This window comes from Kribbella sp. NBC_00889 (genome assembly GCF_045207705.1).
GTDB lineage: Bacteria > Actinomycetota > Actinomycetes > Propionibacteriales > Kribbellaceae > Kribbella.
The window spans coordinates 2,858,853-2,881,796 of the sequence record NZ_CP108783.1 but is presented as its reverse complement, the minus strand read 5'-3'; the positions used below and the strand labels follow the sequence as shown (position 1 = coordinate 2,881,796).

Below are 22,944 nucleotides of genomic sequence, written 5' to 3'. Positions count from 1 at the left end.
CGATGGGTTCCCCTGCCTCGATGTTCGATGGAACCGGGACGAATCCGGTATGGCTGCCGCCTTAACCTGCCGCCATTACAGGCTGGAGTCAAACGCGGAAAGTGCTGCGTTGCCCGATCGTGACCGTCAGGAAATCGTCCCGTATCGTGGACATTCCGCAGTAAACCACGGCGCCGTACCCACGGTCGCCGGAGCCTTGCGAACCGTTACTGTCATGGCATCTTTGTGTCACGCGGCGGTGATTACTTGCGGAGACCGGACAGGTACAGGAACGACAGCGAATTGAGCGCCGCGGGCACATTCTCGATGTCCTTGCCGGCCGCCACCGTGAACCGGCCCTGCCACGCCGGGACCGCCGGAACCTCCTGGGCCAGCACTCCCTGTAGCTGACCGATCAGGTCGTCGCGTTCCAGCCCGTTCTGCTCCGTCGTCTCCTGCTGCAGCAGCTTGGCCGCCGCCGAGGACCGGTAGCCGTTCTGGAACACGCCACCGGTCCGGACGAACGGCGCGAGGTAGTCGTCGGCATCCGGGGACTCCGGGATCCAGCTCCCGTAGTAGAGGTCGTACGCACCCGCGCGGGCCAGCGTCTGGTACTCCGGCCAGTCCGCGTTCCGCAACGTCACCCGGAACAGCCCGGACGCGTCGAGCTGGCGCTTCAGCTCGAGCACCTCCGCCTTCGCGGTCGTGCCGTACTGCAGCGGTGTCCACCCCACTGTCAGCGCCACCGGTACGGTGATGCCGGCCTCCTTGAGGATCGCGGCTGCGGCGACCTTGTTCGGCTGCTTGTACTCCGTCTTGAACGCGTCCACCTGCCCGCCGAACCCGGGCGGCACCAGTGAGAACAGCGGCGAGACGTGGTCGCCGTACACCTTCTTCACCAGCGTCTGCCGGTCGAGCAGCTGCGCGAAGGCACGGCGTACTGCGAGCTTGCGCGACGTCAGCGACTTCATCTGGAAGGAATAGAACTGGATCGCCGCGGAGTCGGACTCGACCAGCTGGACCCGGTCCGACGTCCGCAGCTTGTCCAGCAGGTTCGGCCCGAACCCATGGAACGCAAGGTCCGTCTTGCCCGTCGTCATCGCCTGGTACAGCGCGGTCGAGTCCTTCACGAACGTGATCTCGGCGCCATCGTTCTGCGGTCCGCGCGGGCCGCGGTACCCGTCGAAGCGGGCCAGCATGATCCGCTCCCCCGGCCGGTACGCCGTCAGCTGGTACGGGCCGCTGCCCATCGCCTTGGTGTCGAGCAGCTTGTTCGCCGGGTAGTACTCCTCGTCCACGATCGACCCGGCCGTCGTGGTCAGCAGGTACGGCAGCCGCGCATCCGGGGTCTTCAGGTGGAACACCGCGGTGAGGTCGTCCGGCGTACTGACCGAGGTCAGCGACGAGAACAGCGGGGCCGGGCCGTTCGGGGTCTTCAGCTTCAGCATCCGCTCGAAGCTGAACTTCACGTCCGACGAGGTCAGTTTGTGCCCGTTCGGGAACTTCAGCCCTTCCTTCAGGCTGCAGGTGTACGTCGTCGGCGAGTCGAACTGGCAGTCGGCTGCGTCCGGAACCGGAGTCGGTTTGCCCGGCATGATCGTGAGCAGCGTCTGGTACAGGTTCGCCTGGACGGTCCGCGAACCCACGCCGTACGGACCGGCCGGGTCCAGCGAAGTGACCTGGTCCGTAGTCGCGAGCCGGAGCACCATCGCCTTCGGCGTCGGCTCACCCGGATGCGGCGCGTTGTCGTCCGGCTCACCACACGCCACCAACGACACGCTCAGCACACCCACCGCGGCCGTCACCGCACCCCGGCGCCACCACTCGGTCAACATCTCACCCTTCCCCAGCCCGCTACCCGAACAACGCCCCCGAGGGCACCAAGTGACGGTAACCCGTCAACGGAGCAGGTCGCGCAGGGCCTCCGGTGTGAGCGGCTCGAGCGAACGCGCCACCAGCCGTCGCGGCGCGTCCGGAATCGTCACCCACTGCGGAACGGCGACCACGTACGCGCCGGCCGCCGTACCGGACTCGGTGCCCGTGTTCGAGTCCTCGATCACCACGCACCGGGCCGGGTCGACGCCCAGCTTGCGGGCCGCGGTCAGGTACGGCTCCGGATGCGGCTTGCCGTGCGTCACCTCGTCACCGGCCACGATCACGTCGAACGGGTCGGGCGGCAGATGGCCGAGCACCGCGTCGATCATCACCCGGTACGACGCCGACACCAGCGCGCACGGGATGTCCTCCTTGCGCAGTGCCTGGAGCAGCTCGACCGCGCCCGGCTGGAAGCTGACCTCCTTGCGGAGCTCGTCCACCACCCGGCCGAACATCTGCTCGGCCAGCTCGTCGGCGGTGATCACACCGGCCGGGACCCGCGCCATCCAGACCTCGACGGCGTCCCGCAGGTCACTGCCGATGAGGGTCAGGCAGTCCTGCTCGGTCCAGGTCACCCCGAGCTCGGCGAGGAACCGGATCTGCACCTCGGCCCAGGTCTTCTCGGAGTCGACCAAGGTCCCGTCCATGTCCCAGAGCACCGCTTGGAGGGATTGTTCCGGGTGCAAGTGCAGCTCCTTCGTGAGGCCTGGCGCGATCGGTTCGCGGAACCATTTTCCTTTGTCCACCCGGACCGGCCGCCGCCGGGTCCGGCTCACGGACGGCGACACGTTCCGCTGGGCGTGAAACCCGGCACGCCCGTCGGCGCGACCACGTAGGCTGGCAGTCCGGATTCCGGCGACCCCGCCGGATGGCACACAGACGACAGGGGGCCTGCGAGTGGTTGACCTCGCGAACCTGAGGGACCCGGTCGTGATCGCCGCGTTCGAGGGCTGGAACGACGCGGCCGAGGCGGCCACCGGCGCGGTCGACCACCTGATCGACGAGTGGGACGCGGAGCTCGTCACCGCGATCGACCCCGAGGACTACTACGACTTCCAGGTGAACCGCCCGATGGTCGGCTTCGACGAGGACGGCGGGCGGCAGCTGACCTGGCCGACCACCCGGGTGTACGTCGCCCGGCCCGAGGACACCGACCGCGACGTGCTGCTGATCCGCGGCATCGAGCCGAACATGCGCTGGCGCGGCTTCTGCCAGGAGCTGCTCGAGGTCGTCGACGAGTCGAACGCCCAGCTCGTGGTGGTGCTCGGTGCACTGCTCGCGGACTCCCCGCACACCCGGCCGATCCCGGTCTCGGCGACCTCGTCCGACCCCGAGCTGTCTGCTTCGTGGAGCCTCGAGCCGTCGACGTACGAGGGCCCGACCGGGATCACCGGCGTCTTCGCCGACGTGTGCAGCACGCTCGGCGCGCCGTCGGTGTCGATCTGGTCCGCGATCCCCCACTACATCGCCAGTACGCCGTGCCCGAAGGCATCCCTCGCGCTGCTGACCAAGATCGAGGCACTGCTGGACCTGCAGATCCCGGAAGGCGATCTGCCCGAGCTGGCCCGCGCCTGGCAGCGCGGCGCCGACGAACTCAGCGAGGAAGACCCGGAGGTCGCGGAGTACGTGCACTCGCTCGAGGAGCAGCGCGACACCGCGGATCTGCCCGAGGCCACCGGCGACGCGATCGCCGCCGAGTTCGAGCGCTACCTACGACGGCGGAACAAGAACCACCCAAGCGATTAGGTCGTGTCGGGATTGCCAGACACGGCCTACAGCTCCTGGGCGGCCGTGGTGATGACGTCGTCCAGGACCGCGCGGGACGTGGCCAGGTCGGCGATCATGCGGTCGATGCGGTCGCGCTCGGCGGTCAGGTCGGTGACGAGTTGCGGGGTGGCTCGTTCGTTCGGGCCGCCGTCCGGGTCGCGCATGCACGGGAGCAGCTCAGCGATCTTCTTGCTGTGCAGGCCGGCCGCGAACAGCTCCTGGATCAGGATCACCCGGTCGACGGCGCGCTCGGCGTACTCGCGCTGTCCGCCGGGAGTCCGCTCCGACACCAGCAGTCCCTGCTGCTCGTAGTACCGCAGCGACCGCTCGCTCACCCCGGTCCGCCGGGCCAGCTCACCGATCCGCATCGCCGATCCTTCCGCGGGACTTGAACTTGACACTGATGTCAGATTCTACCGTGCCGGTATGACACTCGAACTCTTCGACTACAGCCCCATCACCGAACGCCCCAAGCTCACCTGGCCGGGCGGCAAGAAGGTCGCCTTCTACGTCGGCCTGAACGTCGAGCACTTCCTCGTCGACCGGCCGTCCACCAGCATCTGGCCACTCGACGTGGTCCCGGACCCGCTCAACTACGGCTGGCGCGACTACGGCGCCCGGGTCGGCATCTGGCGCGTCATCGACATCTTGGACAAGCACGGCCTCCGGGCCAGCACGCTGCTCAACTCGATGGTTGCCGAGCACAACCCGCAGATCGTCACGGCCGGGGTCGAGCGCGACTGGGCGTGGCTCGCCCACGGCAGCACGAACTCGATCCTGCACACGGGCCTGGAGTCGGACGAGGAGCGCAAGGTCCTGACCGAGATCGTCGAGACGATCGAGAACGCCACCGGGAACCGGCCGAAGGGCTGGATGGGCCCCGCTCTCACCCAGACGTTCAAGACGCCCGAACTACTCGCCGAACTCGGCCTGCAGTACGTGCTCGACTGGACCAACGACGACCAGCCCTACCGGCTGAACGTCCCCGGCATGCTCAGCGTCCCGTACACCCTCGGGCTGAACGATCTCGGCCTGTTCCTCCGCGGTACGTCCGGGCCCGAGTTCCTCCAGATGGTCAAGGACCAGTACGACGTACTCCGGGCCGACTCCGAGCACACCGGCCGGGTGATGGCGCTCGCGCTGCACCCGTTCGTGATCGGTCAGCCGTTCCTGGCGAAGTACCTCGACCTCGCGCTCGAGTACATTGCCTCGCAGAGCGACGTCTGGCTGACCACGAGTGACGAGATCGCGGCACACTATGTGACAGCCTGATCACGGGGAGCGGGTTATGGGCGAGGGGAAGGGCGGGAGCTCGGCTCCGGCCTTGCCCCGACGCCGGTCAAGACCCACCAGCCGGTGACGGGCTGACCGCTACACCTACAGCTTGACGCCGAGCAGAGCGTCGATCGCCAGGGCCACCAGAGCTGGGGCCTCGGGGTCGTCGCCGTTGGTCTCGGCCCAGGTGTCGATCGCGGACAGCGCGGCGACGCTGTCCAGGTCGTTCGTCAGCGCGGCCCGTACGGCGTCGACCGCGGCCGCACCGTCGGGACCCGAACCCCGGCTGACCGCACCGCGCCAGACGTCCAACCGCTCCTGCGCATCGAGCAGCACCGACTCGGTCCAGAACCACTCGGTGCGGTAGTGGTGCGCGAGCAGCGCCAGCCGGATCGCCATCGGGTCCGACCCGGCCTGCCGCTCCTTCGAGACCAGCACCAGGTTGCCCTTGGACTTCGACATCTTCTCGCCGTCCAAACCGACCATCGCCTGATGCACGTACGCGCGGGCGAACGGGTGCTCGCCGGTCGCGACCTGCGCGCCGCTGGCCGACATCTCGTGGTGCGGGAAGATCAGGTCGGTCCCGCCGCCCTGGACGTCGAACGACATCCCGAGGTACTCCAGTGCGATCGCCGAGCACTCGACGTGCCAGCCGGGCCGGCCGCGGCCGACGGGCGAATCCCAGGCCGGCTCCCCCGGCCGCTCGTGACGCCACAGCAGGCTGTCCAGCGGGTCCCGCTTGCCCTCACGCTCCGGGTCGCCGCCGCGCTCGGCGAACAGCTCCGTCATCGTCTGGCGGTCGTACCCGGACACGCCGCCGAACGCCGCGTCCGCCTTCACCGCGAAGTACAGGTCGCCGTCGACCGAGTAGACCGCGCCGGCCCGGCGCAGCTCGTCGACCGCGTTCGCCACCAGGTCGACCGACTCGACCACGCCGATGTAGTGCTGCGGCGGGATCACCCGCAACGACGTCATGTCGTCGCGGAACAACTGGATCTCGCGGTGCGCCAGATCGGTCCAGTCGATCCCGGTCTCGGCCGCCCGCTCGAGCAACGGGTCGTCGACGTCGGTGATGTTCTGCGTGTAGCGGACGTCGTACCCGGCGTCGCGCCACATCCGGTTGATCAGGTCGAACGTCACGTACGTCGCCGCATGGCCCATATGCGTGGCGTCGTACGGCGTGATGCCGCACACATACATCCGGGCGGTGCCGCCGTCGGCCGGTGGTACCTCGACCAGTCCGCCCGAGGCGGTGTCGTGGAGCCGCAGCCGCCGGGCCGGACCCGGGACGACCGGGATGTCTGGAGTTGTCCACGCCTGCATGTCCTGGAGCTTATGCCAGCCCCGATTTCAGTGCCGCGACACGGTTCCACACTCCGGTCGCCTCCCACCCGAAGATTCATCCGGGCCGGGTGACGTTGCACGGTCGTTCGGCGCACACGATGGGGTTGCGACGGCGACGCTCGCCGCGCGTTCCGGGCGCGCGTTCGGTTCGATCGACGGCAACTCGACGGCAAGGAGTGCACCATGACCGCCTTTACGGTGTGGAAGTTCGATGGTCCGGACGGCGCCGGGCACGCCGAATCCGTTCTCAAGGGCTGCGAGCGGGACGGACTGGTGAAGATCCTCGATCACGCGATCATCTCGTGGCCGAAGGACGATTCGCATCCGACCACCAAGCAGGGGCACGAAGACACCTGGCGCGGGACCGGCTGGGGGGCTTTGTGGGGCGTCCTCCTCGGTGCCCTCTTCTTCGTGCCGCTGATCGGTGGCGTCGCCGGGGCCGCGATCGGCGCGATCAGCAAGTCGACCCAGGATGCCGGCATCACCAAGGAGCAGCTGCAGAAGATCCGCACCGAGGTGACGCCGGGAACCTCGGCCCTGTTCGTGGTCACCGAGCAGGGCGATCTCGACCGGGTGGGCGAACGGTTCCATGGCATGCACAGCAAGCTCATCGACACGAACCTCACCGATGCCGAGCGTCAGGTGCTGCTGGAGACCTTCGGCGGCCGCTGACGTCGGACTAGAACGCCGGCCAGGGGATGGCCGGCCAGTCCTCGCTGGGGTACGGGTAAATCCCGGTCTTCAGGAGCGACGCACACCGCTCGCGGGTCGCGGTCAACTCCACCGCCGTGATCAGCTCGCACAGCTGCGTCCCGAGCCCACCGGCGAGCCGGTCGGCCAGCGTCCGTACGTCGTCCAGCAGGTCGGCCGGGATCGGATCACCGGCCCAGCCCCACAACACGGTCCGCAGCTTGTCGTCGGCGTTGAAGGTGACCCCGTGGTCGACCCCGAACACGCGGCCGTCCCCCGGGTTCAGCACATGGCCGCCCTTGCGGTCGGCATTGTTGACCACGGCATCGAACACCGCCATCCGCTGCAGCGCCAGGTTGTCCGCGTGCACCAGCGTCACCGGGTTGTGCCGGCCGTCGAGCGCGTCGAAGACGCCGACCCATCCCTTCGGCACCCGGCCCTGCGGGACGATGTCGACCAGCTCGGTCTCCCCCGCCGGCAGCTCGACCTCGTCGATCCACAGCTGCACCATGCCCTCGCCGAGCGGCCCGTCCCGCAGCAGCGTCGGCGGCACGACCGACCAGCCCAGAGCCTCGGACACGACGTACGCCGCGTACTCGCGCTGGGCCAGCGTGCCGTCGGGGAAGTCCCACAGCGGCCGCTCGCCCTGGACCGGTTTGTAGACCACCGTCGCCGTACGGTCCTCGAGACTCACCGAGCCCTGGAACGTCCCGTTCGACGCGGCCACCAAGCGGCCGTGCAGGGACAGCTCCCCGTGGGTGAGCAGGTCCTGGTCGATCATTCCGGCAGGTGCCTGCGGTAGCCGTTGGCGCGCGGGCAGATGTGCCCCTCCGGGTCGATCGGCCGGCCGCAGAACGGGCAGCTCGGCCGCCCGGACGCGACCAGCGCGACGGCCCGCCGGGCGAACGCCCGGGCCTGCTCCTCGCTGATCCGGACGATGAACACCTCGGCGTCCTCGGAGTCCATCGCGGCCTGGACCGGGTCGGTCTCCTCCAGCTCGGCCTGTTCGCCGGGCACGACCGAGAACACCTCGATCACCACGCGCTCGGCGTCGGCCTCCCAGGCCAGCGTCATGGTGCCGGCCCGGAACTCCTCCTCGATCGGCTGCTCCAGCGGGTCGGTGTCGTCCGCTCCGGCCGGTGTGACCGGATCCCGGTCGAACCGCCGGGCCACCTCGTCCAGCATCACGTCCAGCCGCTCCGCGAGCGCCATCACCTGCTCCTTCTCACAGGCCACCGATGTCAGCCGGGCACCGGCCCGGGCCTGCAGGAAGAAAGTCCTGGCACCGGGTTCCCCCACGGTGCCGGCGACGAACCGATCCGGATCGTCGTACGAATGAACAACGCGCGCCATATGTCGAACCCTATTACCGTCCACCGACCACTGCGTCGGAAGACTGCTTCTTGGTCCGGCCCTTGGCCGGGGGTTTGGGGATCAGGGACTCCAGTTCGCTGCCGGAGTCGTTGAGTCGAACCAGGAAGGGGCGGGTCGCGGTGTAGGTGATGATCGTCGTCGACGCCGTGTCGACCACGATCCGCTGGAACGTGTCCAGGTGCTGGCCGAGTGCGTCCGCCACGATCGCCTTGATCACATCTCCGTGCGACACCGCCACCCACAGAGCGCCGGGGCCATGGCTCTTCGCCAGCGCAGCGTCGTGCGCCCGGACCGCGTCCACCGCGCGCTGCTGCATCGCCCGCATCGACTCGCCACCCGGGAACGTCACCGCGGACGGGTGCTGCTGCACGACCGCCCACAGCGGGTCCTTCGCCAGCGTGGCGATCTTCTTCCCGGTCCAGTCGCCGTACCCGCACTCGGTCAGCCGCCGGTCCGTTGCCGGACGCAACCCTTCGTGGAGTTTCGCGATCGCTGCCGCGGTCTGCTTGCACCGCTCCAGCGGCGAGGTGACGATCGCAGCCAGCGGCAGCCCGGCCAGTCGTTGTGCGACCGCCTCCGCCTGGCGCACGCCGGTCTCGTCCAGCTTCACTCCGGGAGTGCGGCCGGCCAGCGTGCCGGAGGTGTTCGCGGCGCTGCGGCCGTGGCGGACCAGAATCACCGTGGGCATGACCTGCACGTTATCCGGTGCGCGCAAGTCACGGTGCCATGATGGGGCTGTGATCGTGGACTGCGGGGTGTACGCCGACGGCGAACGCCAGGACCTGCCCAAGGACCCCGAGACCGTTGCCCAGGCCATCGACGACCACGGCGAGTGCTTCGGCTGGGTCGGCCTGCACGAGCCGTCGGACGCCGAGATGCGCCGCGTCCAGCGGCTGTTCGACCTGCACGAACTCGCCGTCGAGGACGCACTCAAGGCCCACCAGCGACCCAAGGTCGAGCGGTTCGGCGACGCGATCGTCGTCGTACTCCGCACCCTCTGGTACGTCGACGACGGCGACGCCGTCGAGACCGGCCAGCTCAGCGTCTTCATCGGCCCGCGGTACGTCGTCACCGTCCGGCACGGCGAAGGCGGTGAGCTGGCAACGACCCGGCAGGATCTCGAGGAACGCGCCTCGATGCTCGGCCACGGCCCGGCCGCGGTGCTGTGGGCGATCTGTGACTCGGTCGTCGACGGGTACGAGACGGTCGCCGAGTCGGTCGAGGTCGACGTCGACGAGATCGAGTCGTCGGTCTTCTCCGCGGACCGGACCAGCGACGCGGAGCGGATCTACCGGCTCAAGCGCGAGGTGCTCGAGATGCGTCGCGCGGTCCTGCCGCTGCGCGAGCCGATGGAGCAGTTCGCGCACGGCGTCCCCGGGATCAACCCGAAGGCGGCGCCGTTCTTCCGCGACGTCGCCGACCATGTCAACCGAGTGGCCGACCAGACGGAATCCATCGACACGCTGCTCAGTTCGGCGCTCGGCGCCCACCTGGCTCGCGTCTCGGTGCAGCAGAACGACGATATGCGCCGGATCTCGGCATGGATCGCAATCGCCGCGGTGCCGACCATGCTGGCCGGCATCTACGGGATGAACTTCGACTACATGCCCGAGCTCACCTGGCACTACGGGTACTACGGCATCCTGCTCCTGATGGCCACCGTCTGCTTCACCCTGTACCGCTTCTTCCGCAAGGTCGGCTGGCTCTAGGTCCCTCAGGTCGCGGTGATCGTGCTGGTCGCGAGCAGGATCACCAGGACGATGCCGAGCAGCAACCGGTAGAACGCGAAGACCTCGATCGTGTGCTTGGCGACGAACCGCAGGAGCCACGCGACCGACGCGTACGCGACCACGAAGCTCACGATGGTCCCGACGATCAGCGGCACCGCACCGACGTCGCCGTTCAGGGCGTCCTTGAGCTCGTAGACGCCGGCGCCGACCAGCGCCGGGATGCCGAGCAGGAACGAGATCCGGGTGGCTGCGACTCGTTCGAGACCGCAGAACAACCCGGCCGAGATCGTCGCACCCGAGCGGGAGATGCCAGGGATCAGTGCCAGGCACTGGACCAGGCCCATCACGATCGCGTCGACCAGCGTGATCCGGGTCAGCGGCCGGGACTTGCTGCCCACCCGCTCGGCCGCCACCATCACGACCGACCAGCCGATCAGGGCCGCGGCCACCCACCACAGGCTGCGGAGCGGGCCCGAAATGATGTCGCGGGCAAGGAACCCGACGATGACGATCGGCGTCGAGCCGACGATCACGTACCAGCCCATCCGGTGATCGAACTCGCCGCGGTGCTCGGGCTTGACCAGACCGCGCACCCAGGCGATCGCGATCCGCTGGATGTCCTTCCAGAAGAACAGCACGACCGCCGCGATCGCACCGATCTGGATCACCGCGGTGAAGCCCGTGATCGACGGGTCGTCGATCTGCAGGCCGAGCATCTTCGCCACGATGGTCAGATGGCCGGTGCTCGAGACCGGGAGGAATTCGGTCAGGCCCTCGACGATGCCGAGGATGATGGAGTCCCAGATCGTCATCAGTTGCCGACTCCGGCGAGTTCGAGCGCCTCGGCGACCGTGCGCAGGTCGGCGATCCGCTGGTCCACGGTGGACGCGAACGGGGTGATCGCGACGGTCGTCGCGCCGGCCTCGGCGTACGCGGTCAGCTTCTCGGCCATCCGCTCCTTGCTGCCGAGCAGCGAGATCGAGTCGATGAACCCGTGCGGTACGGCGGCCATCGCCTCGCGGTGCTTCCTGTCCAGGTACAGGTCCTGGATCTCCTTGGCCTCCTCGGCGTACCCCATCCGGATCGCAAGGGCGTTGTAGAAGTTCTTCTCCCGGCTGCCCATGCCGCCGATGTACAAGGCGGCGTACCCACGGATCGGGTCGGCCGCGGCGTGCAGGTCGTCGCCGGTCATCACCGGCACAGACGCGACGACGTCGAAGTCGTCGAGTCCTTGCTGACGGATCTCGCGACCCGACTTGATGTGCTTCAACTGCTCTCCCAGATAGGCGGGGTCGTTGAGGATACCGAGCCAGCCGTCGGCGATCTCACCGGCCAGCTCGAGGTTCTTCGGGCCGACGGCGGCCAGGTAGACGGGTACATGGTCGCGGATCGGGTGCACGGTCAGCTTCAGCGCCTTGCCGGGGCCATCGGGCAGCGGCAGCGTGAAGTACTTGCCCTCGAAGGTCACGGTCTCGCGGCGGAGGGCGGAGTTCACGATGGCAACGTACTCACGCGTCCTGAGCAACGGCTGAGCGAACCGGACGCCGTGCCAGCCCTCGGACACCTGTGGGCCGGACACGCCGAGGCCGAGCCGGAACCGGCCGTTCGAGAGGCGGTCCAGGGTGGCCGCCGTCATCGCGGTCATCGCCGGCGTCCGGGCCGGGATCTGGAAGACCGCCGCGCCGACGTCGATGGTGGAGGTCTGGGCGGCGATCCAGGTCAGCAGCGTGGCGGCGTCCGAGCCGTACGCCTCCGCGGCCCAGGTGACCGAGAAGCCGAGTCGCTCGGCCTCCTGGACCAGCCTCAGATGATCCAGATGATCGGTGCCACCGAAGACGAAGCCGATGTTGAGTCCGAGTCGCATGACAGGCGAGCCTAACGAGCCGTTGTCGGTCCTCCGCAATAGGCTCGGCACATGCAGCAGCGCTATCTCGGTCACAGTGGCCTGGCGGTGAGCCGGCTCGGCCTGGGCACCATGTCCTGGGGCCGCGACACCGATGAGCACGAGGCGCGTGAGCAGCTGGCCGCATTCGTGGCCGCCGGTGGCACGCTGATCGACACCGCTGCGGCGTACGGCGACGGCGACAGCGAGCGACTGATCGGATCGCTGCTGGGAGACGTGGTGGAGCGGGACGACCTGGTCATCGCGACCAAGGCCGGGTTCAGCGTCCGCCGGGGTGAGCGGATCACCGACACGTCCCGGGGCGCCCTGCTGCGCGACCTGGAGGGCTCGCTGCGGCGGCTGAACGTCGACCACATCGACCTGTGGCAGCTGCACACCTGGTCCGACGACGTACCGCTGGAGGAGACGCTGTCGGCGCTCGACCACGCGGTGAACTCGGGCAAGGTGCGGTATGTCGGCGTCTCGAACTACGCCGGCTGGAAGTCGGCCAGGGCGGTGACCTGGCAGCAGGCGTGGCCCGGGCGCGCGGTCCCGGTGTCCAACCAGGTGGAGTACTCGTTGCTCGCTCGGGATGCCGAGGCGGACGCGATCCGGGCGGCCGGCGGGCTGGGCATCGGCGTACTCGCGTGGTCGCCTCTCGGGCGCGGTGTGTTGACTGGAAAGTACCGCACGGGCATCCCGGCGGACTCGCGGGCAGCGTCTCAGCATCTGTCCAGATTCGTCGACCCCTACCTCGACGGCCGCGGTTCGGGCATCGTGGAAGCGGTCGCGCGAGCCGCCGACGGGCTCGGCTGGACCCCGCTCGAGGTGGCACTCACCTGGGTGCGGGACCGGCCGGGGGTGTCGGCGGCGATCGTCGGGGCCCGGACGGCGATGCAACTGAAGTCCGTGCTCGGTGTGGAGGAACTCACTCTTCCGCCGGCCATCGCGGCGGCGCTGGAGGATGTGTCGTGAGGTAGATGTCGTTGGGCAGGTGGAGGTGCGGATGGCCGAATACGAACTGCAGCAGTTCGAGTTGTCCAGGACGGAGTCGCGTGGCGCGGTGCGCCGGTTGCTGACCGAGCACGCCGAGTACGGCGGCTGGGAACTGGCCCGACTTCGTCGCTATCCGGACGGCACTCGCCGAGTCTGGCTCCGCCGCCGCATCATCCGCGTGATGCGGACCCTCTGAGCAACGCGGTCACCAGCTCGCGGCGACTGCCGACACCGACCTTCTCGTACGCCGCCCGGACGTGTTCCTGCACGGTGTGTGGTGAGAGGCACAACCGCTCGACGATCTGCCGCGTGGAATACCCCCGCAGCAACAGCTCCGTCACCCGCTGCTGAGCGGGCGACAACCCGTGCAGATCGAACAGCAGCGACCCGAGCTGCGCCGGTCACCGGCTCGATCACGACGACCATCTGCCCGTCCTCGCCGAGCCTCGACGCATGCAGTGCGAGCCATCGACTGCCTCGAGTCCTGACCTTCAACTGGGGCGCCGGCCCAGGTGTCAGCCTGGCTGCGACCGCTCTGACAGCGACCGGTAGCTCCGTCCGCCGATCCGGCTGCAACTCGGCCACCCAGTGCTCGCCTTCCGCGTTCGCCGACAGTTGGTGCAGGCCGGCATCGAGCACGATCACGCCTGGGCCGACCTCACCGTCCTCGCCGGACCGCCTGAGCAGACCACGCCGTAGTCCCTCGGCCACGTGCGGTCCAAGACGTCGTACCAGTTGGAGCTCCTGCTCCGAGAACCCGGTCGCGGCGTCCTCCCGGTGCAGGCAGATCACGCCCAGCAGCGGCCGTTCGAGATCAGCGCGGCCCGGAGCTCGTCACCGAAGCCGATCGGCCGCATCACCTCGACGTACCGGCTGCTGCTCTGCCAGTCGCCCTTCGTCGCGTGGGTGAGCGAGCTGACCGGATCACGCCCGGCGGCGAGCGTGACGAACTTGTTGACGTCCGGCTGGCCGAACTCGTTCGCGAGGAACTGCTCGGTCACCTCGCCGAGCGGCGCGTCCGCGCTCGCAGAGGTGAACAGGAGGGTGGCCGGGTCGACGGTCGCGAAGAACGCGGCGTCGATCGTCATCAGGGACCGCAGCCGGGTCAGCAGCTCGGACCGCAGCTCATCGGCGTCCAGCCCCGCGTAACAGCGCTGGATCAGCACCTCCAGGCGATCCGCCGCCCCCATGATCGCGATGCTACGCCGGTACGACGCCGAGCTGCCGCAGGAAGCCGAGCTCGTCCAGGCAGCCCCAGCGCTCGACGATCCGGCCGTCGCGCAGCCGGAAGATGTTGATCCCGGGCAGGCTGACCGTCTTCCCGGTCGGGCCGACGCCCATCACCTCGCCCTCGTGCGTCCCCGCGGCCGTGAAGCGCTCGACCACGATCTCGCCCTCGGCAACGAGCGCGTGCAACTCGCTGTGCCAGTCGGGGAACGCGGACCGCATCAGGTCGCCGGCCGCCCGCATCCCCTCGCGATCCGGCGTGACCCCGAACGGCGGGTCGTGGTTGATGAAGTCCTCGGCGAGGTACACGTCGACCGCGCCCGGGTCCCCCTTGGTGAACAGCCCGTCGATGAAGTCCCTGACGACGGCTTTGTTGCTCTCTGTCGTACTCATGTCTTCGATGCTGCGGCCGTTCGCCGGAGCGTCGTACCCCGCATAGTTGGGGTTCGTCTTCGTGTCGCGGAAATATCTCTGCGACAGAGGTATCGTGGACGCGTGAACACCACCGACGTCCTCGCGGAGGAGTTGCTGGCTGCGATCGGGCTGGTCCGCCGACACCTGCGCCGATCGGCTGGGAGACCCTCGCCGCTGTCGGCACTGACCAGTTCACAGGCCGAGCTGGTGCGGACGGTGCGCCGCAACCCCGGCATCTCGGTCGCCGAGGCCGCCGCCGAGCTGGGGCTGGTCGCGAACACGGTGTCGACCCTGGTCGGACAGCTCACCGAGCGCGGGCTGCTGCGGCGGGCACCAGACGAGTCCGACCGCCGCGTCGCCCGGCTCACGTTGACCGAGCCGGCCCGCGAGCAGGTCGAGGCCTGGCGCGACCGCCGTACCGCGCGCGTCACTCAAGCCCTCGACGGCCTCGAGCGGGACGAGCGTGAGGCACTGCGGGCAGCACTACCGGTCCTCGGCGTACTGGCGGAGCGACTGCATCCCGAGATCGAGCAGAGCAAGGAGCGCGTATGAGTTCGGAAGAGGCGATCGAGCCGGTGCCGGCCGTGCGGATCGACGGGTTGAGCCACCGGTTCGGCGATCATCTCGCCGTCGAGGACCTGGACCTGACCGTGTCGCCGGGCGAGTGCTTCGGTCTGCTCGGTCCGAACGGTGCCGGCAAGACGACCACGCTCCGGGTGCTCAACACCCTCTACCCGCCGCAGTCCGGCACGGTCCGGGTCTTCGGGCTGGACGTGCGTTCCCAGGCGATGGCCGTACGACGGATGCTCGGCTACGTCCCGCAGCAGCTGTCGATCGAGGGAGCGTTGACCGGCCGGGAGAACGTGTCCTGGTTCGCGCGCCTGTTCGACGTACCGCGCCGGGAACGGGCCGGTCGGGTCGCCGAGGTGCTGGAGATCGTTGACCTGACCGACGCCGCTGACCGGCTGGCCTCGACGTACTCCGGCGGAATGGTGCGCCGTCTGGAGCTGGCGCAGGCGCTGGTCAACCGGCCGGCGCTGCTCGTGCTGGACGAGCCAACGGTCGGTCTCGACCCGGTCGCGCGGGATTCCGTCTGGGCGCGCGTTCAGGACATGCAGGACAAGTACGGGATGACCGTGCTGCTGACCACGCACTACATGGAGGAGGCCGACATCCTGTGTGACCGGGTCGCCCTGATGCACCTCGGCCGGCTGCGCGCTGTCGGGAGTCCGGCCGATCTCAAGACCGAGCTGGGACCCGACGCCAGCCTCGAAGACGTCTTCCGTCACCACACCGGCGAGAGCCTTGCCGCCGGCGAGAAGGGAGGTCTGCGCGATGTCCGTGGCACCCGCCGCACCGCCCAGCGCATGGGCTGAGACCCGGCTCCGGGCCACGACCCGGTTGTTCTCCCGGATCGCCACGTTCTGCCTGGTCGAGTTGCAGAAGCTGAAGCACGACCGGACCGAGCTGATCACCCGGGCGATCCAGCCGATCCTGTGGCTGGTCATCTTCGGCCAGACCTTCAGCCGGATCCGCGCGATCCCGACCGGAGACGTGCCGTACCTGGACTATCTCGCGCCGGGCATCATCGCGCAGTCCGCCTTGTTCGTCGCGATCTTCTACGGCATCCAGATCATCTGGGAACGCGACGCGGGCATCCTCACCAAGCTCCTCGTCACGCCCAGCCCGCGGTCCGCGCTGGTGGCGGGGAAGGCGTTCGCGGCCGGCGTACGGACGATCTCCCAGGCGATCGTCGTCATCATCGTCGCCGCGCTGCTCGGCGTCAGTATGACCTGGAATCCGCTGAAGCTGCTGGCGGTTCTCGTGGTGGTTGTCCTCGGTGCGGCGTTCTTCTCGTGCCTGTCGATGACCATCGCTGGTCTGGTACTGCGGCGTGATCGGCTGATGGGGATCGGGCAGGCAATCACGATGCCGCTGTTCTTCGCGTCCAGCGCGCTGTACCCGATCGCGATCATGCCCGGCTGGCTGAAGGTCCTCAGCCATGCCAATCCGCTCACCTACGAGGTCAGCGCGCTGCGCGGGTTGCTGATCGGGCAGCCCACCAACTACTGGCTGGACTTCGGAGTACTCATTGTGGCTGCTGTCGCCGGCATCTGCGCGGCTTCCTCACTGCTGCACCGGCTTGCTCGCTGAGGCTCAGAGGTCGTGGCGGATCCAGACGTTGGGCTCGACGTACACCGCGTGATCGTGCTCGACGTCGACATGCACGGGCACGAGCGCCTTCGGCACGATGACGTCCCCGGTGGTGTCGAACGGCAGGCTGGTCCACTCGCGCCACTCGGCCAGGCTGCCGGCGATGACCATCGATCGTGGCGCGACCTGCACGATCGTCCCACCGGCCTTCACATGCACGCGCAGCCATGGATCCATGGGGAGACCGTCCTCCCTGACCTGCTTGATGTACTCCGTCATCGGTAGCTGGGCGTCTGTCTTCCCGTTCGGACGGACGGGTGCGAACAGTGCGGTGTGGCCCTTGGCCTTCACCGCAGCGCGCATGGCCTGGAGCATCTCGTGCGACAGGCCGCGGCCCAGGTGCGTGGGCCGGATCAGGATCTCCAACGCGCTCGAGACGTTCGGCTCGCGTCCGTTGCGCAGGTCCATGAAGCCCCAGTGCAGGACCCGGTCCCAGCCGCCGGTCGGCAGTTCGGTGCGGTGCTCGTCCGGGAACACGAACGGGATGCTCCGGCCGTGCGCGATCAGTTCACCGTCCTCGGTGGCGACGACGCACTGGTCCGGGAAGTGGCGCGGTACCTGACCCATGAAGGCGTTGCCGATCGGGTCGTTGTGCATGAAGGCCGGCCACGCGTCGGCGAACTCGTACATCCGCTCGAGGTACTCAGGCCGCGCGGCGAGGGTGGTGATCACGATCTCCGACATGCTCGGCAGTCTGACAGCGCACCAGGACGCCTGTCGCGACAATTGCCGTCAGCAGTCCGGCACCGACGAGCGTGCTCTCGGCTCCGGCGACCGCGATGATCGGCCCGCCGATCAGCAGGCCGGCAGAGCTCCCCGCGTTCACCACGACCGTCTGGCCGGACAACAGCGTTCTGCGCTCGGCGCCCGTTGACGACCGGGTGATGAGGATCGAGATCGCCGCGATGCCCTGTACGACGGCGACACCCGCGAGCGCCCCGAGCACCGCGATCACCGGTGGGGTGCTCCACAGGCCCATACCGATCCAGCACCCGCCCATCCAGATCCAGGCGAAGGCCGCGAGCCGCACCGGCGGGATACGACGTACGACGGCGAGCGAGATTGCGGTGCCGATGACGGAGCCGACGCCGTACCCGGTCATCCCGGCGGCCAGGTAGAGGCCCGGCCGGTCCCTCTCGGCACCGATGACCGACAGACCGAGGGTGAACGCGAACCACGTCACGCAGCCGGTCCCGCGGGTGATCCATCCGTAGAGCACGTCGCGGCGACCTGTGAGGCTGGCACGGATCGAGGGTGGCTCGCTGGTAGCGGGCGTGCGCTCGGCTTTCACCGTGCAGGCCAGGAGGCCTGACCCGAGCACCGCCACAGCTTCGGTCCACAGGAGGCCGTTGGTCACGCCGGCGGACACCGCGAATGCTGCGATCATCGGGCCGATCGTCATACCGATCCTGCGGAGGCCGTCCTGCCAGGTGAGGAGCACGACGGCTCTGTCCTTGGCCCAGCGGTCTCCGGTGTCGGCAAGGAGCGCCGACCTGCCGGGCCCGGCGAGTGCCTCACCGCAACCGAGCAGCAGGCCGCTGACGATCAGGATCCCGGGGGTGAGCAGGTCGAGGGCCGCAACTGCGGGCACCATTGCCAACGCGACGGCCTGAACCACCGCGATGACCGCCAGCCGGGTGCCGGAGTCGACCCATTGGCGGGCTCTGCGGGCCCACCATGGCGAGAGCAGCACTGGTACGCCGGCGGCACCACCGACCAGACCGGTCGCGGCGACCGAGCCGGTCTCGTGCAGGATGACCAGCGGCAACGCGACCTGCGTGAACCGGAGCGCGAGGTCCGCCACTCCCCCGCCGGCCAGTAACGCCAGCGCCTCGGTCCGCGCTCTCATGCCCTTGATTCTTTGACGTATCAGCTGCCCTCGGTAGGTATCCGATGCTTGGTGCTTGCCATAGGCTGAACCTATGACCTCATTGCCATCGGTCGAGGATCTCCAGCTGGTGCAGACGATCGTGCGGACCGGCGCGGTCGGCACCGCCGCGCGTGAACTGCGCATCTCCCAACCGTCCGCGTCCCAGCGACTGGCCCGCCTCGAACGCATGTGCGGCACCAAGCTGTTCGAGCGCGACACCCGCGGCGCCCGGCCGACCTCAGCCGGCGCCGAGCTCAGCCGCCGGGCCGACCACATCCTCGGCCACCTCGAGGAGGTGTACGACGCCACCCGAGCGGCCGCGACCGGTCAGCGGCTGGTGGTCGGAACGTTCGCCAGCATCGCGGCCATCCTGTTCCCGATCCTGGACGCCGACCTGCCGGACCTGGACATCGAGCAGCAGGTCGACCACGGCCATTTCCTGGTCGAACGTGTTGCCGAGGGCACCATGGACGCTGCCTTCATCGCGATCGCCGACCAGATGACGCTCCCCCGCGGCGCCGTCGCCCGCCGCGTCGGCCGCGACGAACTCGTCCTGTTCGTCCCACCCGGCGCCCGCCCGCCGGGCCGGGGAAAGCATCCGCTGAAGGACCGCCAGATCGCGTTCTCCACCTACGACCGGGGCGCCGAGGACATCCACGCCCGGCTGGTCGCGCTCGGCGCGCTCCCCCGCCGTGGCGTCACCCTCAACACCACCGTCGCGATGGCTCGCCGCCGCTCCCAACTCGCCCTCGTCCCCCGCAGCGCCTTGGCCACCGAACTCCGCCCCGGCGAACACCTCACCGCCGCGCCCTTCCGCTACCGCCTCACGCTCTCGCTGATCACGACCCCAACCCCGCCCAAGCCGCTCATCCGCCACCTCCCCCATCTCCGGGCCACGTTGAACTTGTCGTGAACTCCGGCCGCGAGACGCTTGAAGTGCGGCAGACTCGGCGGCATGAACCTGGGGCGGTTGGCGCGCGGGCGACGGCTGTTGACGGCGTTCTGGGGTACGACGGTCGTGCAGGTGGCGGCCGTTGCCTTCGACGTCAAGATCCTCAAGCAGGCGAGCAAGGCGTCACTGATGCCGCTGCTGTGGTCGTGGTCCCGGAGTCAGGACGCTCCCCCGCTGCTGCAGGCGGCGCTGCTGGCGTCCGCGGCTGGGGACCTGCTGCTCGAGACCGACCTCCAGTTGGCCGGCATGGCTGCGTTCGCCGCGGCTCACGCCTGCTACCTGGCTGTCTTCCTCGCCAATCCCGGACAACGGTCCGTACGCGTAGTTGCGGCGTACGCAGCGCTCTGGGCGGCTCTCGTCGCGGTGCTCGCGCCGAGCCTGGGCAACCAGCGCGTCCCGGTCGCGGCATACGCGTTGTTGCTCACAGCAACCGCAATCGCTTCCCGCTGGCACATCCCACGCAGCGGTCTGGGAGGAACGTTCTTCCTGATCTCGGACGCGCTGATCGCTCTCCGGCTGGCCGGGCGCGACTTCCCCGGCCGAGGCGCACTGTGCATGTCGACGTACGCAGTCGGCCAGTACCTCTTGACCTCAGGCCTCGTCGAGAAAGCGGTCGAGCACCCTAGAGCCGAACTCTAGAGACGAGGTCGGAACCCGCTCGTCGATGCCGTGGAACATGCCCATGAAGTCCAGCTCAGGCGGCAACTGCAGCGGCACGAACCCGAAGCAGCGCACACCCAGGCGGCTCCACGACTTCGCGTCGGTACCGCCCGACATCAGCAGCGGTGCGAACCGGCTCTGCGGGTCCTCGGCCGTGACGCACGCCTTCATCGCCTCGACCAGACCGCCGCTGAACTCCGTCTCCAGGGCAATGTCCGTGACCACGGTCTCGCGCTGCACCTTGTCGCCGATCAGCTCGTCGAGCGTCGCGTAGAACTCTTCCTCGTAGCCCGGCAGGAAGCGCCCGTCGATGTGTGCCTCGGCGTCGCCCGGGATCACGTTCACCTTGTAGCCGGCGTTCAGCATCGTCGGGTTCGTGGTGTTGCGGATGGTCGCGCCGAACATCCGGCTGAACGTGCCGAGCTTCGCCAGCGTCGAGGTCATGTCGTCGGGGTCGAGCTCGATCCCGAGCACATCTTCCAACGTCTTCAGGAACTCGCGCACAGTCGGCGTCACCCGCAGCGGCCACTCGTGGTTGCCGATCCGGGCGACCGCCTCGACCAGGTTGGTGACCGCGTTGTCGTTGTTCACCATCGACCCGTGACCCGCCGTACCGCGGGCCTTGAGCCGCATCCAGTTCATGCCCTTCTCGGCGGTCTCGATCAGGTACAGCCGCAGGTCGTCCTTCACCGTGACCGAGAAGCCACCGACCTCGCCGATGGCCTCGGTGCAGTCCGCGATCGTGTCTGGGTGGTTGTTGATCAGCCACTGCGCGCCGTACACGCCGCCGGCCTCCTCGTCGGCGGTGAAGACCAGCCGGACCGGACGCCGCGGCTTCACGCCGGCCCGCTGCCGGGCCCGGACCACCGACAGCACCATCGCGTCGAAGTCCTTCATGTCGACCGCGCCGCGGCCCCAGACGCAGCCGTCGAAGATCTCACCGGCGAACGGGTCGACCTTCCAGTCCTTCGGATCGGCCGGTACGACGTCCAGGTGGCCGTGCACGAGCAGCGGATCGGCCGACTGGTCCTCACCCTCCCAGTGCGCCACCAGCGTGGCCCGGCCCGGCTCTGCCTCGTAGATCGTGGACTCGATCCCGACCTCGTCCAGCTTGGCCGCGACGTACTCGGCCGCGACCCGCTCGCCGTTGCTCTTGCCGTTGCCGTAGTTCGTGGTGTCGATGCGGATCAGCTCACTGCACAGCTCCACCACCTCGGCGTCAGGGGTGTACGACGGACGGTCGCTGGGGGTCGGAGAAGTCATGGGCCCATCCTCTCCCACGCCTCCGGTCAGAGCACTTTGAGGCCGTACATCTCCCCCAGCGGGTCCGCGATCAGCTCGATCCGCGCGCCGTCGGGGTCGCGGAAGTAGATCGACGTACCGCTCTCCTCCAGGTACTCCACCCCCGCCGTGTCCAGGTTGTGCTTGAGCCGCTCCCACTTGCCCGGCTCGACCGAGATCGCCAGGTGGTGCAGTCCGCCGAGGACTTCGGCGTACGGGCCGAGGTCGAGGCCGGGGAAGTCGAAGAACGCGAGCAGGTTCCCGTTCCCGATGTCGAAGAAGAAGTGGTTCGAACCCTCGTAGTCCCGGTTCCCGACGATCTCCGTGAGCGGGAACTCCAGCACCCCCTGGTAGAACCGGATGGTGCGCTCGACGTCGGCGCAGAGGATCGCGACGTGGTGCAGCCCCCGGGCCGAACTCGTTCCGCCCTCCTTCAGGTACGCCGTCCTGATCCGGTCGCGCTCGGCCTCGATCGCGGGCAGGTCGATATCGGTCATACGGGTCCCCCTCAGATCCGGAAGAACAGGTTGAGATAGCGGTCGGCGACCGCACGATCGCCCCGGATCGTACCGGCGTTGCTCCGGCCGAACGCGGTCAGCACGAAGCTGCCTGGGTCGAACTCGATCACGGTGGCCAGGCCGTCGACGTTCCCGGGCTCGTAGTCCATACCGTCCGGGCCGACCTTCACGCGGGTGTCGCCGGCGTTCGGGCCGCTGGTGATCCGGATGCCGAGCTCGCACGGATCCTTGGCGCCGGTGGTGTACTTCCACAGCACGAACATGAACGGCACCAGCAGATCCGCCGCGTCACCCGAGAGCCCGTGCGCCCGGCCGGTTCCCTGCCGGATGTCCCAGGAGTGGACGCCGTAGTCCATCAACTGGAACGCGGGAAAGAAGAACGACGGCAGCGGCCCCATGTAGAAGTGCGGCACGTTGAACCCGCCCCACTCCTCCGGCCCGAGCGCGTCGAAGATCTCCATCGCCTTGTCGAAATCCCCACGCAGCCGCTCGACCAACTCGGCCCGCGGCACGGACCGCAGCGCCAGCGCCTGCTTGTCCACCCGCTCAGCCATCCCCGGCAGCCCGTACGCCGCCGGCACTTCCGCATGCGCCCGGGCGGCATCGAACGCGACGAAGTACGCCTCGGTGGTGTCCGCGATATGCGCCACCACGTCCCGCACCTGCCAGTGACCGGCTCCGGTCGGCTCCTCCCAGACGTCGTCGCTGTCCACCATCTCGAAGAACCGCCCGGCCTCCGCCCGCACCACCCCGAGCAACGTCTCCTTGCCCTCGAACACCATCCCGTTCCAGCCGCTCACGCCCGTACACCTCCCACCCACGACCCGCTCCTTGAATTTCAAACTACGCCTCCCCGAACCCCCTCCAACACCCCCACCAGCCTCGATGTGAATTCC

Annotated in this window: 28 protein-coding genes; 11 read left to right on the top strand and 17 right to left on the bottom strand. The window is 68.7% G+C overall.

Annotated features, from left to right (window positions below):
• Window positions 1–242 precede the first annotated feature (242 nt).
• Both OG817_RS13990 and OG817_RS13985 read right to left on the bottom strand, forming a co-directional pair.
• Window positions 243–1,814, bottom strand: coding sequence for an ABC transporter substrate-binding protein (locus OG817_RS13990; RefSeq protein WP_406054792.1), 1,572 nt, complete (start codon window positions 1,812–1,814; stop codon window positions 243–245).
• Window positions 1,815–1,877: 63 nt separating this feature from the next.
• Window positions 1,878–2,630: an HAD family hydrolase gene (locus tag OG817_RS13985; protein ID WP_406054790.1), complete on the bottom strand. Its 753-nt coding sequence runs from the start codon at window positions 2,628–2,630 to the stop codon at window positions 1,878–1,880.
• Window positions 2,631–2,751: 121 nt separating this feature from the next.
• Between OG817_RS13985 and OG817_RS13980 the strand changes: the two genes are divergently transcribed.
• Window positions 2,752–3,600 carry a PAC2 family protein gene (locus OG817_RS13980; RefSeq protein ID WP_396390713.1) on the top strand — a complete coding sequence of 283 codons (849 nt, stop codon included), beginning with the start codon at window positions 2,752–2,754 and terminating at the stop codon, window positions 3,598–3,600.
• 26 nt (window positions 3,601–3,626) lie between these two features.
• Here OG817_RS13980 and OG817_RS13975 read toward each other — a convergent pair whose 3' ends face one another.
• Entirely contained in the window at window positions 3,627–3,989 is a 363-nt protein-coding gene (locus tag OG817_RS13975) for a MerR family transcriptional regulator (RefSeq protein WP_406054787.1), read from the bottom strand.
• A gap of 58 nt (window positions 3,990–4,047) precedes the next feature.
• On the opposite strand from OG817_RS13975, the gene OG817_RS13970 reads away from it, so the two are divergent.
• A complete protein-coding gene (locus OG817_RS13970) occupies window positions 4,048–4,893 on the top strand; it encodes a polysaccharide deacetylase family protein (protein ID WP_406054785.1) in 846 nt (281 codons plus the stop codon).
• 105 nt (window positions 4,894–4,998) lie between these two features.
• Here the strand turns inward: OG817_RS13970 and mshC are convergent, their stop codons facing one another.
• Window positions 4,999–6,219 (bottom strand): cysteine--1-D-myo-inosityl 2-amino-2-deoxy-alpha-D-glucopyranoside ligase, encoded by a 1,221-nt coding sequence (gene mshC / locus OG817_RS13965; protein WP_406054783.1) that lies wholly within the window; start codon window positions 6,217–6,219, stop codon window positions 4,999–5,001.
• 204 nt (window positions 6,220–6,423) lie between these two features.
• Between mshC and OG817_RS13960 the strand changes: the two genes are divergently transcribed.
• Entirely contained in the window at window positions 6,424–6,912 is a 489-nt protein-coding gene (locus tag OG817_RS13960; RefSeq protein ID WP_406054781.1) for a DUF1269 domain-containing protein, read from the top strand.
• 7 nt (window positions 6,913–6,919) lie between these two features.
• On the opposite strand, the gene OG817_RS13955 is transcribed toward OG817_RS13960, so the two are convergent.
• The 3 genes from OG817_RS13955 to OG817_RS13945 are packed head-to-tail and all read right to left on the bottom strand — an operon-like array spanning window position 6,920 to window position 8,992.
• Window positions 6,920–7,711: an SCO1664 family protein gene (locus tag OG817_RS13955; protein WP_406054779.1), complete on the bottom strand. Its 792-nt coding sequence runs from the start codon at window positions 7,709–7,711 to the stop codon at window positions 6,920–6,922.
• Window positions 7,708–8,283 carry a DUF3090 family protein gene (locus OG817_RS13950; protein ID WP_360446837.1) on the bottom strand — a complete coding sequence of 192 codons (576 nt, stop codon included), beginning with the start codon at window positions 8,281–8,283 and terminating at the stop codon, window positions 7,708–7,710. Before OG817_RS13950 ends, OG817_RS13955 begins: the two co-directional genes overlap by 4 nt.
• A 13-nt stretch (window positions 8,284–8,296) precedes the next feature.
• On the bottom strand, window positions 8,297–8,992 hold the full coding sequence (locus tag OG817_RS13945) for a histidine phosphatase family protein (protein WP_406054776.1): 696 nt from the start codon (window positions 8,990–8,992) through the stop codon (window positions 8,297–8,299).
• A gap of 49 nt (window positions 8,993–9,041) precedes the next feature.
• On the opposite strand from OG817_RS13945, the gene OG817_RS13940 reads away from it, so the two are divergent.
• Window positions 9,042–10,013: a magnesium and cobalt transport protein CorA gene (locus OG817_RS13940; protein ID WP_406054774.1), complete on the top strand. Its 972-nt coding sequence runs from the start codon at window positions 9,042–9,044 to the stop codon at window positions 10,011–10,013.
• Between the two features lie 5 nt (window positions 10,014–10,018).
• Here the strand turns inward: OG817_RS13940 and OG817_RS13935 are convergent, their stop codons facing one another.
• Together OG817_RS13935 and OG817_RS13930 are read right to left on the bottom strand one after the other, a co-directional pair.
• Window positions 10,019–10,846 carry an undecaprenyl-diphosphate phosphatase gene (locus tag OG817_RS13935; RefSeq protein ID WP_396390720.1) on the bottom strand — a complete coding sequence of 276 codons (828 nt, stop codon included), beginning with the start codon at window positions 10,844–10,846 and terminating at the stop codon, window positions 10,019–10,021.
• Window positions 10,846–11,898 (bottom strand): LLM class F420-dependent oxidoreductase, encoded by a 1,053-nt coding sequence (locus tag OG817_RS13930; protein WP_396390721.1) that lies wholly within the window; start codon window positions 11,896–11,898, stop codon window positions 10,846–10,848. The genes OG817_RS13935 and OG817_RS13930 overlap by 1 nt, the downstream gene beginning before the upstream one ends.
• A gap of 51 nt (window positions 11,899–11,949) precedes the next feature.
• Between OG817_RS13930 and OG817_RS13925 the strand changes: the two genes are divergently transcribed.
• Both OG817_RS13925 and OG817_RS13920 read left to right on the top strand, forming a co-directional pair.
• Window positions 11,950–12,891 carry an aldo/keto reductase gene (locus OG817_RS13925; protein WP_406054771.1) on the top strand — a complete coding sequence of 314 codons (942 nt, stop codon included), beginning with the start codon at window positions 11,950–11,952 and terminating at the stop codon, window positions 12,889–12,891.
• A gap of 31 nt (window positions 12,892–12,922) precedes the next feature.
• A complete protein-coding gene (locus OG817_RS13920; protein WP_131356698.1) occupies window positions 12,923–13,108 on the top strand; it encodes a DUF5703 family protein in 186 nt (61 codons plus the stop codon).
• On the opposite strand, the gene OG817_RS13915 is transcribed toward OG817_RS13920, so the two are convergent.
• The 3 genes from OG817_RS13915 to OG817_RS13905 form a co-directional block, all read right to left on the bottom strand.
• A complete protein-coding gene (locus OG817_RS13915; protein WP_406054769.1) occupies window positions 13,083–13,274 on the bottom strand; it encodes a response regulator transcription factor in 192 nt (63 codons plus the stop codon). The two genes, OG817_RS13920 and OG817_RS13915, sit on opposite strands and share 26 nt — an antisense overlap.
• A gap of 426 nt (window positions 13,275–13,700) precedes the next feature.
• Window positions 13,701–14,102 carry a hypothetical protein gene (locus OG817_RS13910; RefSeq protein ID WP_406054767.1) on the bottom strand — a complete coding sequence of 134 codons (402 nt, stop codon included), beginning with the start codon at window positions 14,100–14,102 and terminating at the stop codon, window positions 13,701–13,703.
• A 10-nt stretch (window positions 14,103–14,112) separates the two neighbouring features.
• Window positions 14,113–14,532, bottom strand: a complete 420-nt coding sequence (locus OG817_RS13905) for an ester cyclase (RefSeq protein WP_406054765.1) — start codon at window positions 14,530–14,532, stop codon at window positions 14,113–14,115.
• A gap of 102 nt (window positions 14,533–14,634) precedes the next feature.
• Between OG817_RS13905 and OG817_RS13900 the strand changes: the two genes are divergently transcribed.
• From OG817_RS13900 to OG817_RS13890, 3 genes are read left to right on the top strand one after another with little or no spacing between them, the layout of a single operon-like run.
• Window positions 14,635–15,105 carry a MarR family winged helix-turn-helix transcriptional regulator gene (locus OG817_RS13900; RefSeq protein WP_406054763.1) on the top strand — a complete coding sequence of 157 codons (471 nt, stop codon included), beginning with the start codon at window positions 14,635–14,637 and terminating at the stop codon, window positions 15,103–15,105.
• A complete protein-coding gene (locus OG817_RS13895; protein ID WP_406054761.1) occupies window positions 15,102–15,929 on the top strand; it encodes an ABC transporter ATP-binding protein in 828 nt (275 codons plus the stop codon). The genes OG817_RS13900 and OG817_RS13895 overlap by 4 nt, the downstream gene beginning before the upstream one ends.
• Entirely contained in the window at window positions 15,889–16,707 is an 819-nt protein-coding gene (locus OG817_RS13890) for an ABC transporter permease (RefSeq protein WP_396390726.1), read from the top strand. Before OG817_RS13895 ends, OG817_RS13890 begins: the two co-directional genes overlap by 41 nt.
• A gap of 3 nt (window positions 16,708–16,710) precedes the next feature.
• Here the strand turns inward: OG817_RS13890 and OG817_RS13885 are convergent, their stop codons facing one another.
• Both OG817_RS13885 and OG817_RS13880 read right to left on the bottom strand, forming a co-directional pair.
• Window positions 16,711–17,451 (bottom strand): N-acetyltransferase, encoded by a 741-nt coding sequence (locus OG817_RS13885; RefSeq protein ID WP_406054758.1) that lies wholly within the window; start codon window positions 17,449–17,451, stop codon window positions 16,711–16,713.
• A complete protein-coding gene (locus tag OG817_RS13880; RefSeq protein ID WP_406054756.1) occupies window positions 17,411–18,616 on the bottom strand; it encodes an MFS transporter in 1,206 nt (401 codons plus the stop codon). The genes OG817_RS13885 and OG817_RS13880 overlap by 41 nt, the downstream gene beginning before the upstream one ends.
• Window positions 18,617–18,689: 73 nt before the next feature.
• Here OG817_RS13880 and OG817_RS13875 point away from each other — a divergent pair, with 73 nt between their 5' ends.
• Both OG817_RS13875 and OG817_RS13870 read left to right on the top strand, forming a co-directional pair.
• Window positions 18,690–19,550 carry a LysR family transcriptional regulator gene (locus OG817_RS13875; RefSeq protein ID WP_406054754.1) on the top strand — a complete coding sequence of 287 codons (861 nt, stop codon included), beginning with the start codon at window positions 18,690–18,692 and terminating at the stop codon, window positions 19,548–19,550.
• Window positions 19,551–19,592: 42 nt separating this feature from the next.
• The gene (locus OG817_RS13870; protein ID WP_406054752.1) at window positions 19,593–20,228 is read left to right on the top strand and encodes a lysoplasmalogenase family protein; all 636 of its coding nucleotides are present in this window, start codon (window positions 19,593–19,595) and stop codon (window positions 20,226–20,228) included.
• Here the strand turns inward: OG817_RS13870 and OG817_RS13865 are convergent.
• The 3 genes from OG817_RS13865 to OG817_RS13855 are packed head-to-tail and all read right to left on the bottom strand — an operon-like array spanning window position 20,181 to window position 22,848.
• A complete protein-coding gene (locus tag OG817_RS13865; protein WP_406054750.1) occupies window positions 20,181–21,512 on the bottom strand; it encodes a M20/M25/M40 family metallo-hydrolase in 1,332 nt (443 codons plus the stop codon). The genes OG817_RS13870 and OG817_RS13865 overlap by 48 nt on opposite strands.
• Window positions 21,513–21,538: 26 nt before the next feature.
• Window positions 21,539–22,027, bottom strand: a complete 489-nt coding sequence (locus tag OG817_RS13860) for a VOC family protein (protein ID WP_360446808.1) — start codon at window positions 22,025–22,027, stop codon at window positions 21,539–21,541.
• Window positions 22,028–22,038: 11 nt separating this feature from the next.
• Window positions 22,039–22,848 (bottom strand): maleylpyruvate isomerase family mycothiol-dependent enzyme, encoded by an 810-nt coding sequence (locus OG817_RS13855; protein WP_406054748.1) that lies wholly within the window; start codon window positions 22,846–22,848, stop codon window positions 22,039–22,041.
• Window positions 22,849–22,944 lie beyond the last annotated feature (96 nt).

What these genes read in the sequence shown, in the direction of transcription:
- OG817_RS13970 (WP_406054785.1), top strand. Translation starts at nt 4,048, where the DNA reads ATGACACTCGAACTCTTCGACTACAGCCCCATCACCGAACGCCCCAAG.
- OG817_RS13870 (WP_406054752.1), top strand. Translation starts at nt 19,593, where the DNA reads ATGAACCTGGGGCGGTTGGCGCGCGGGCGACGGCTGTTGACGGCGTTC.
- OG817_RS13895 (WP_406054761.1), top strand. Translation starts at nt 15,102, where the DNA reads ATGAGTTCGGAAGAGGCGATCGAGCCGGTGCCGGCCGTGCGGATCGAC.
- OG817_RS13865 (WP_406054750.1), bottom strand. Translation starts at nt 21,512, where the DNA reads ATGACTTCTCCGACCCCCAGCGACCGTCCGTCGTACACCCCTGACGCC.
- OG817_RS13905 (WP_406054765.1), bottom strand. Translation starts at nt 14,532, where the DNA reads ATGAGTACGACAGAGAGCAACAAAGCCGTCGTCAGGGACTTCATCGAC.
- OG817_RS13960 (WP_406054781.1), top strand. Translation starts at nt 6,424, where the DNA reads ATGACCGCCTTTACGGTGTGGAAGTTCGATGGTCCGGACGGCGCCGGG.
- OG817_RS13935 (WP_396390720.1), bottom strand. Translation starts at nt 10,846, where the DNA reads ATGACGATCTGGGACTCCATCATCCTCGGCATCGTCGAGGGCCTGACC.
- OG817_RS13885 (WP_406054758.1), bottom strand. Translation starts at nt 17,451, where the DNA reads ATGTCGGAGATCGTGATCACCACCCTCGCCGCGCGGCCTGAGTACCTC.
- OG817_RS13875 (WP_406054754.1), top strand. Translation starts at nt 18,690, where the DNA reads ATGACCTCATTGCCATCGGTCGAGGATCTCCAGCTGGTGCAGACGATC.
- OG817_RS13910 (WP_406054767.1), bottom strand. Translation starts at nt 14,102, where the DNA reads ATGGGGGCGGCGGATCGCCTGGAGGTGCTGATCCAGCGCTGTTACGCG.
- OG817_RS13860 (WP_360446808.1), bottom strand. Translation starts at nt 22,027, where the DNA reads ATGACCGATATCGACCTGCCCGCGATCGAGGCCGAGCGCGACCGGATC.
- OG817_RS13925 (WP_406054771.1), top strand. Translation starts at nt 11,950, where the DNA reads ATGCAGCAGCGCTATCTCGGTCACAGTGGCCTGGCGGTGAGCCGGCTC.
- OG817_RS13975 (WP_406054787.1), bottom strand. Translation starts at nt 3,989, where the DNA reads ATGCGGATCGGTGAGCTGGCCCGGCGGACCGGGGTGAGCGAGCGGTCG.
- OG817_RS13950 (WP_360446837.1), bottom strand. Translation starts at nt 8,283, where the DNA reads ATGGCGCGCGTTGTTCATTCGTACGACGATCCGGATCGGTTCGTCGCC.
- OG817_RS13990 (WP_406054792.1), bottom strand. Translation starts at nt 1,814, where the DNA reads ATGTTGACCGAGTGGTGGCGCCGGGGTGCGGTGACGGCCGCGGTGGGT.
- OG817_RS13880 (WP_406054756.1), bottom strand. Translation starts at nt 18,616, where the DNA reads ATGAGAGCGCGGACCGAGGCGCTGGCGTTACTGGCCGGCGGGGGAGTG.
- OG817_RS13920 (WP_131356698.1), top strand. Translation starts at nt 12,923, where the DNA reads ATGGCCGAATACGAACTGCAGCAGTTCGAGTTGTCCAGGACGGAGTCG.
- OG817_RS13945 (WP_406054776.1), bottom strand. Translation starts at nt 8,992, where the DNA reads ATGCCCACGGTGATTCTGGTCCGCCACGGCCGCAGCGCCGCGAACACC.
- OG817_RS13890 (WP_396390726.1), top strand. Translation starts at nt 15,889, where the DNA reads ATGTCCGTGGCACCCGCCGCACCGCCCAGCGCATGGGCTGAGACCCGG.
- OG817_RS13930 (WP_396390721.1), bottom strand. Translation starts at nt 11,898, where the DNA reads ATGCGACTCGGACTCAACATCGGCTTCGTCTTCGGTGGCACCGATCAT.
- OG817_RS13955 (WP_406054779.1), bottom strand. Translation starts at nt 7,711, where the DNA reads ATGATCGACCAGGACCTGCTCACCCACGGGGAGCTGTCCCTGCACGGC.
- mshC (WP_406054783.1), bottom strand. Translation starts at nt 6,219, where the DNA reads ATGCAGGCGTGGACAACTCCAGACATCCCGGTCGTCCCGGGTCCGGCC.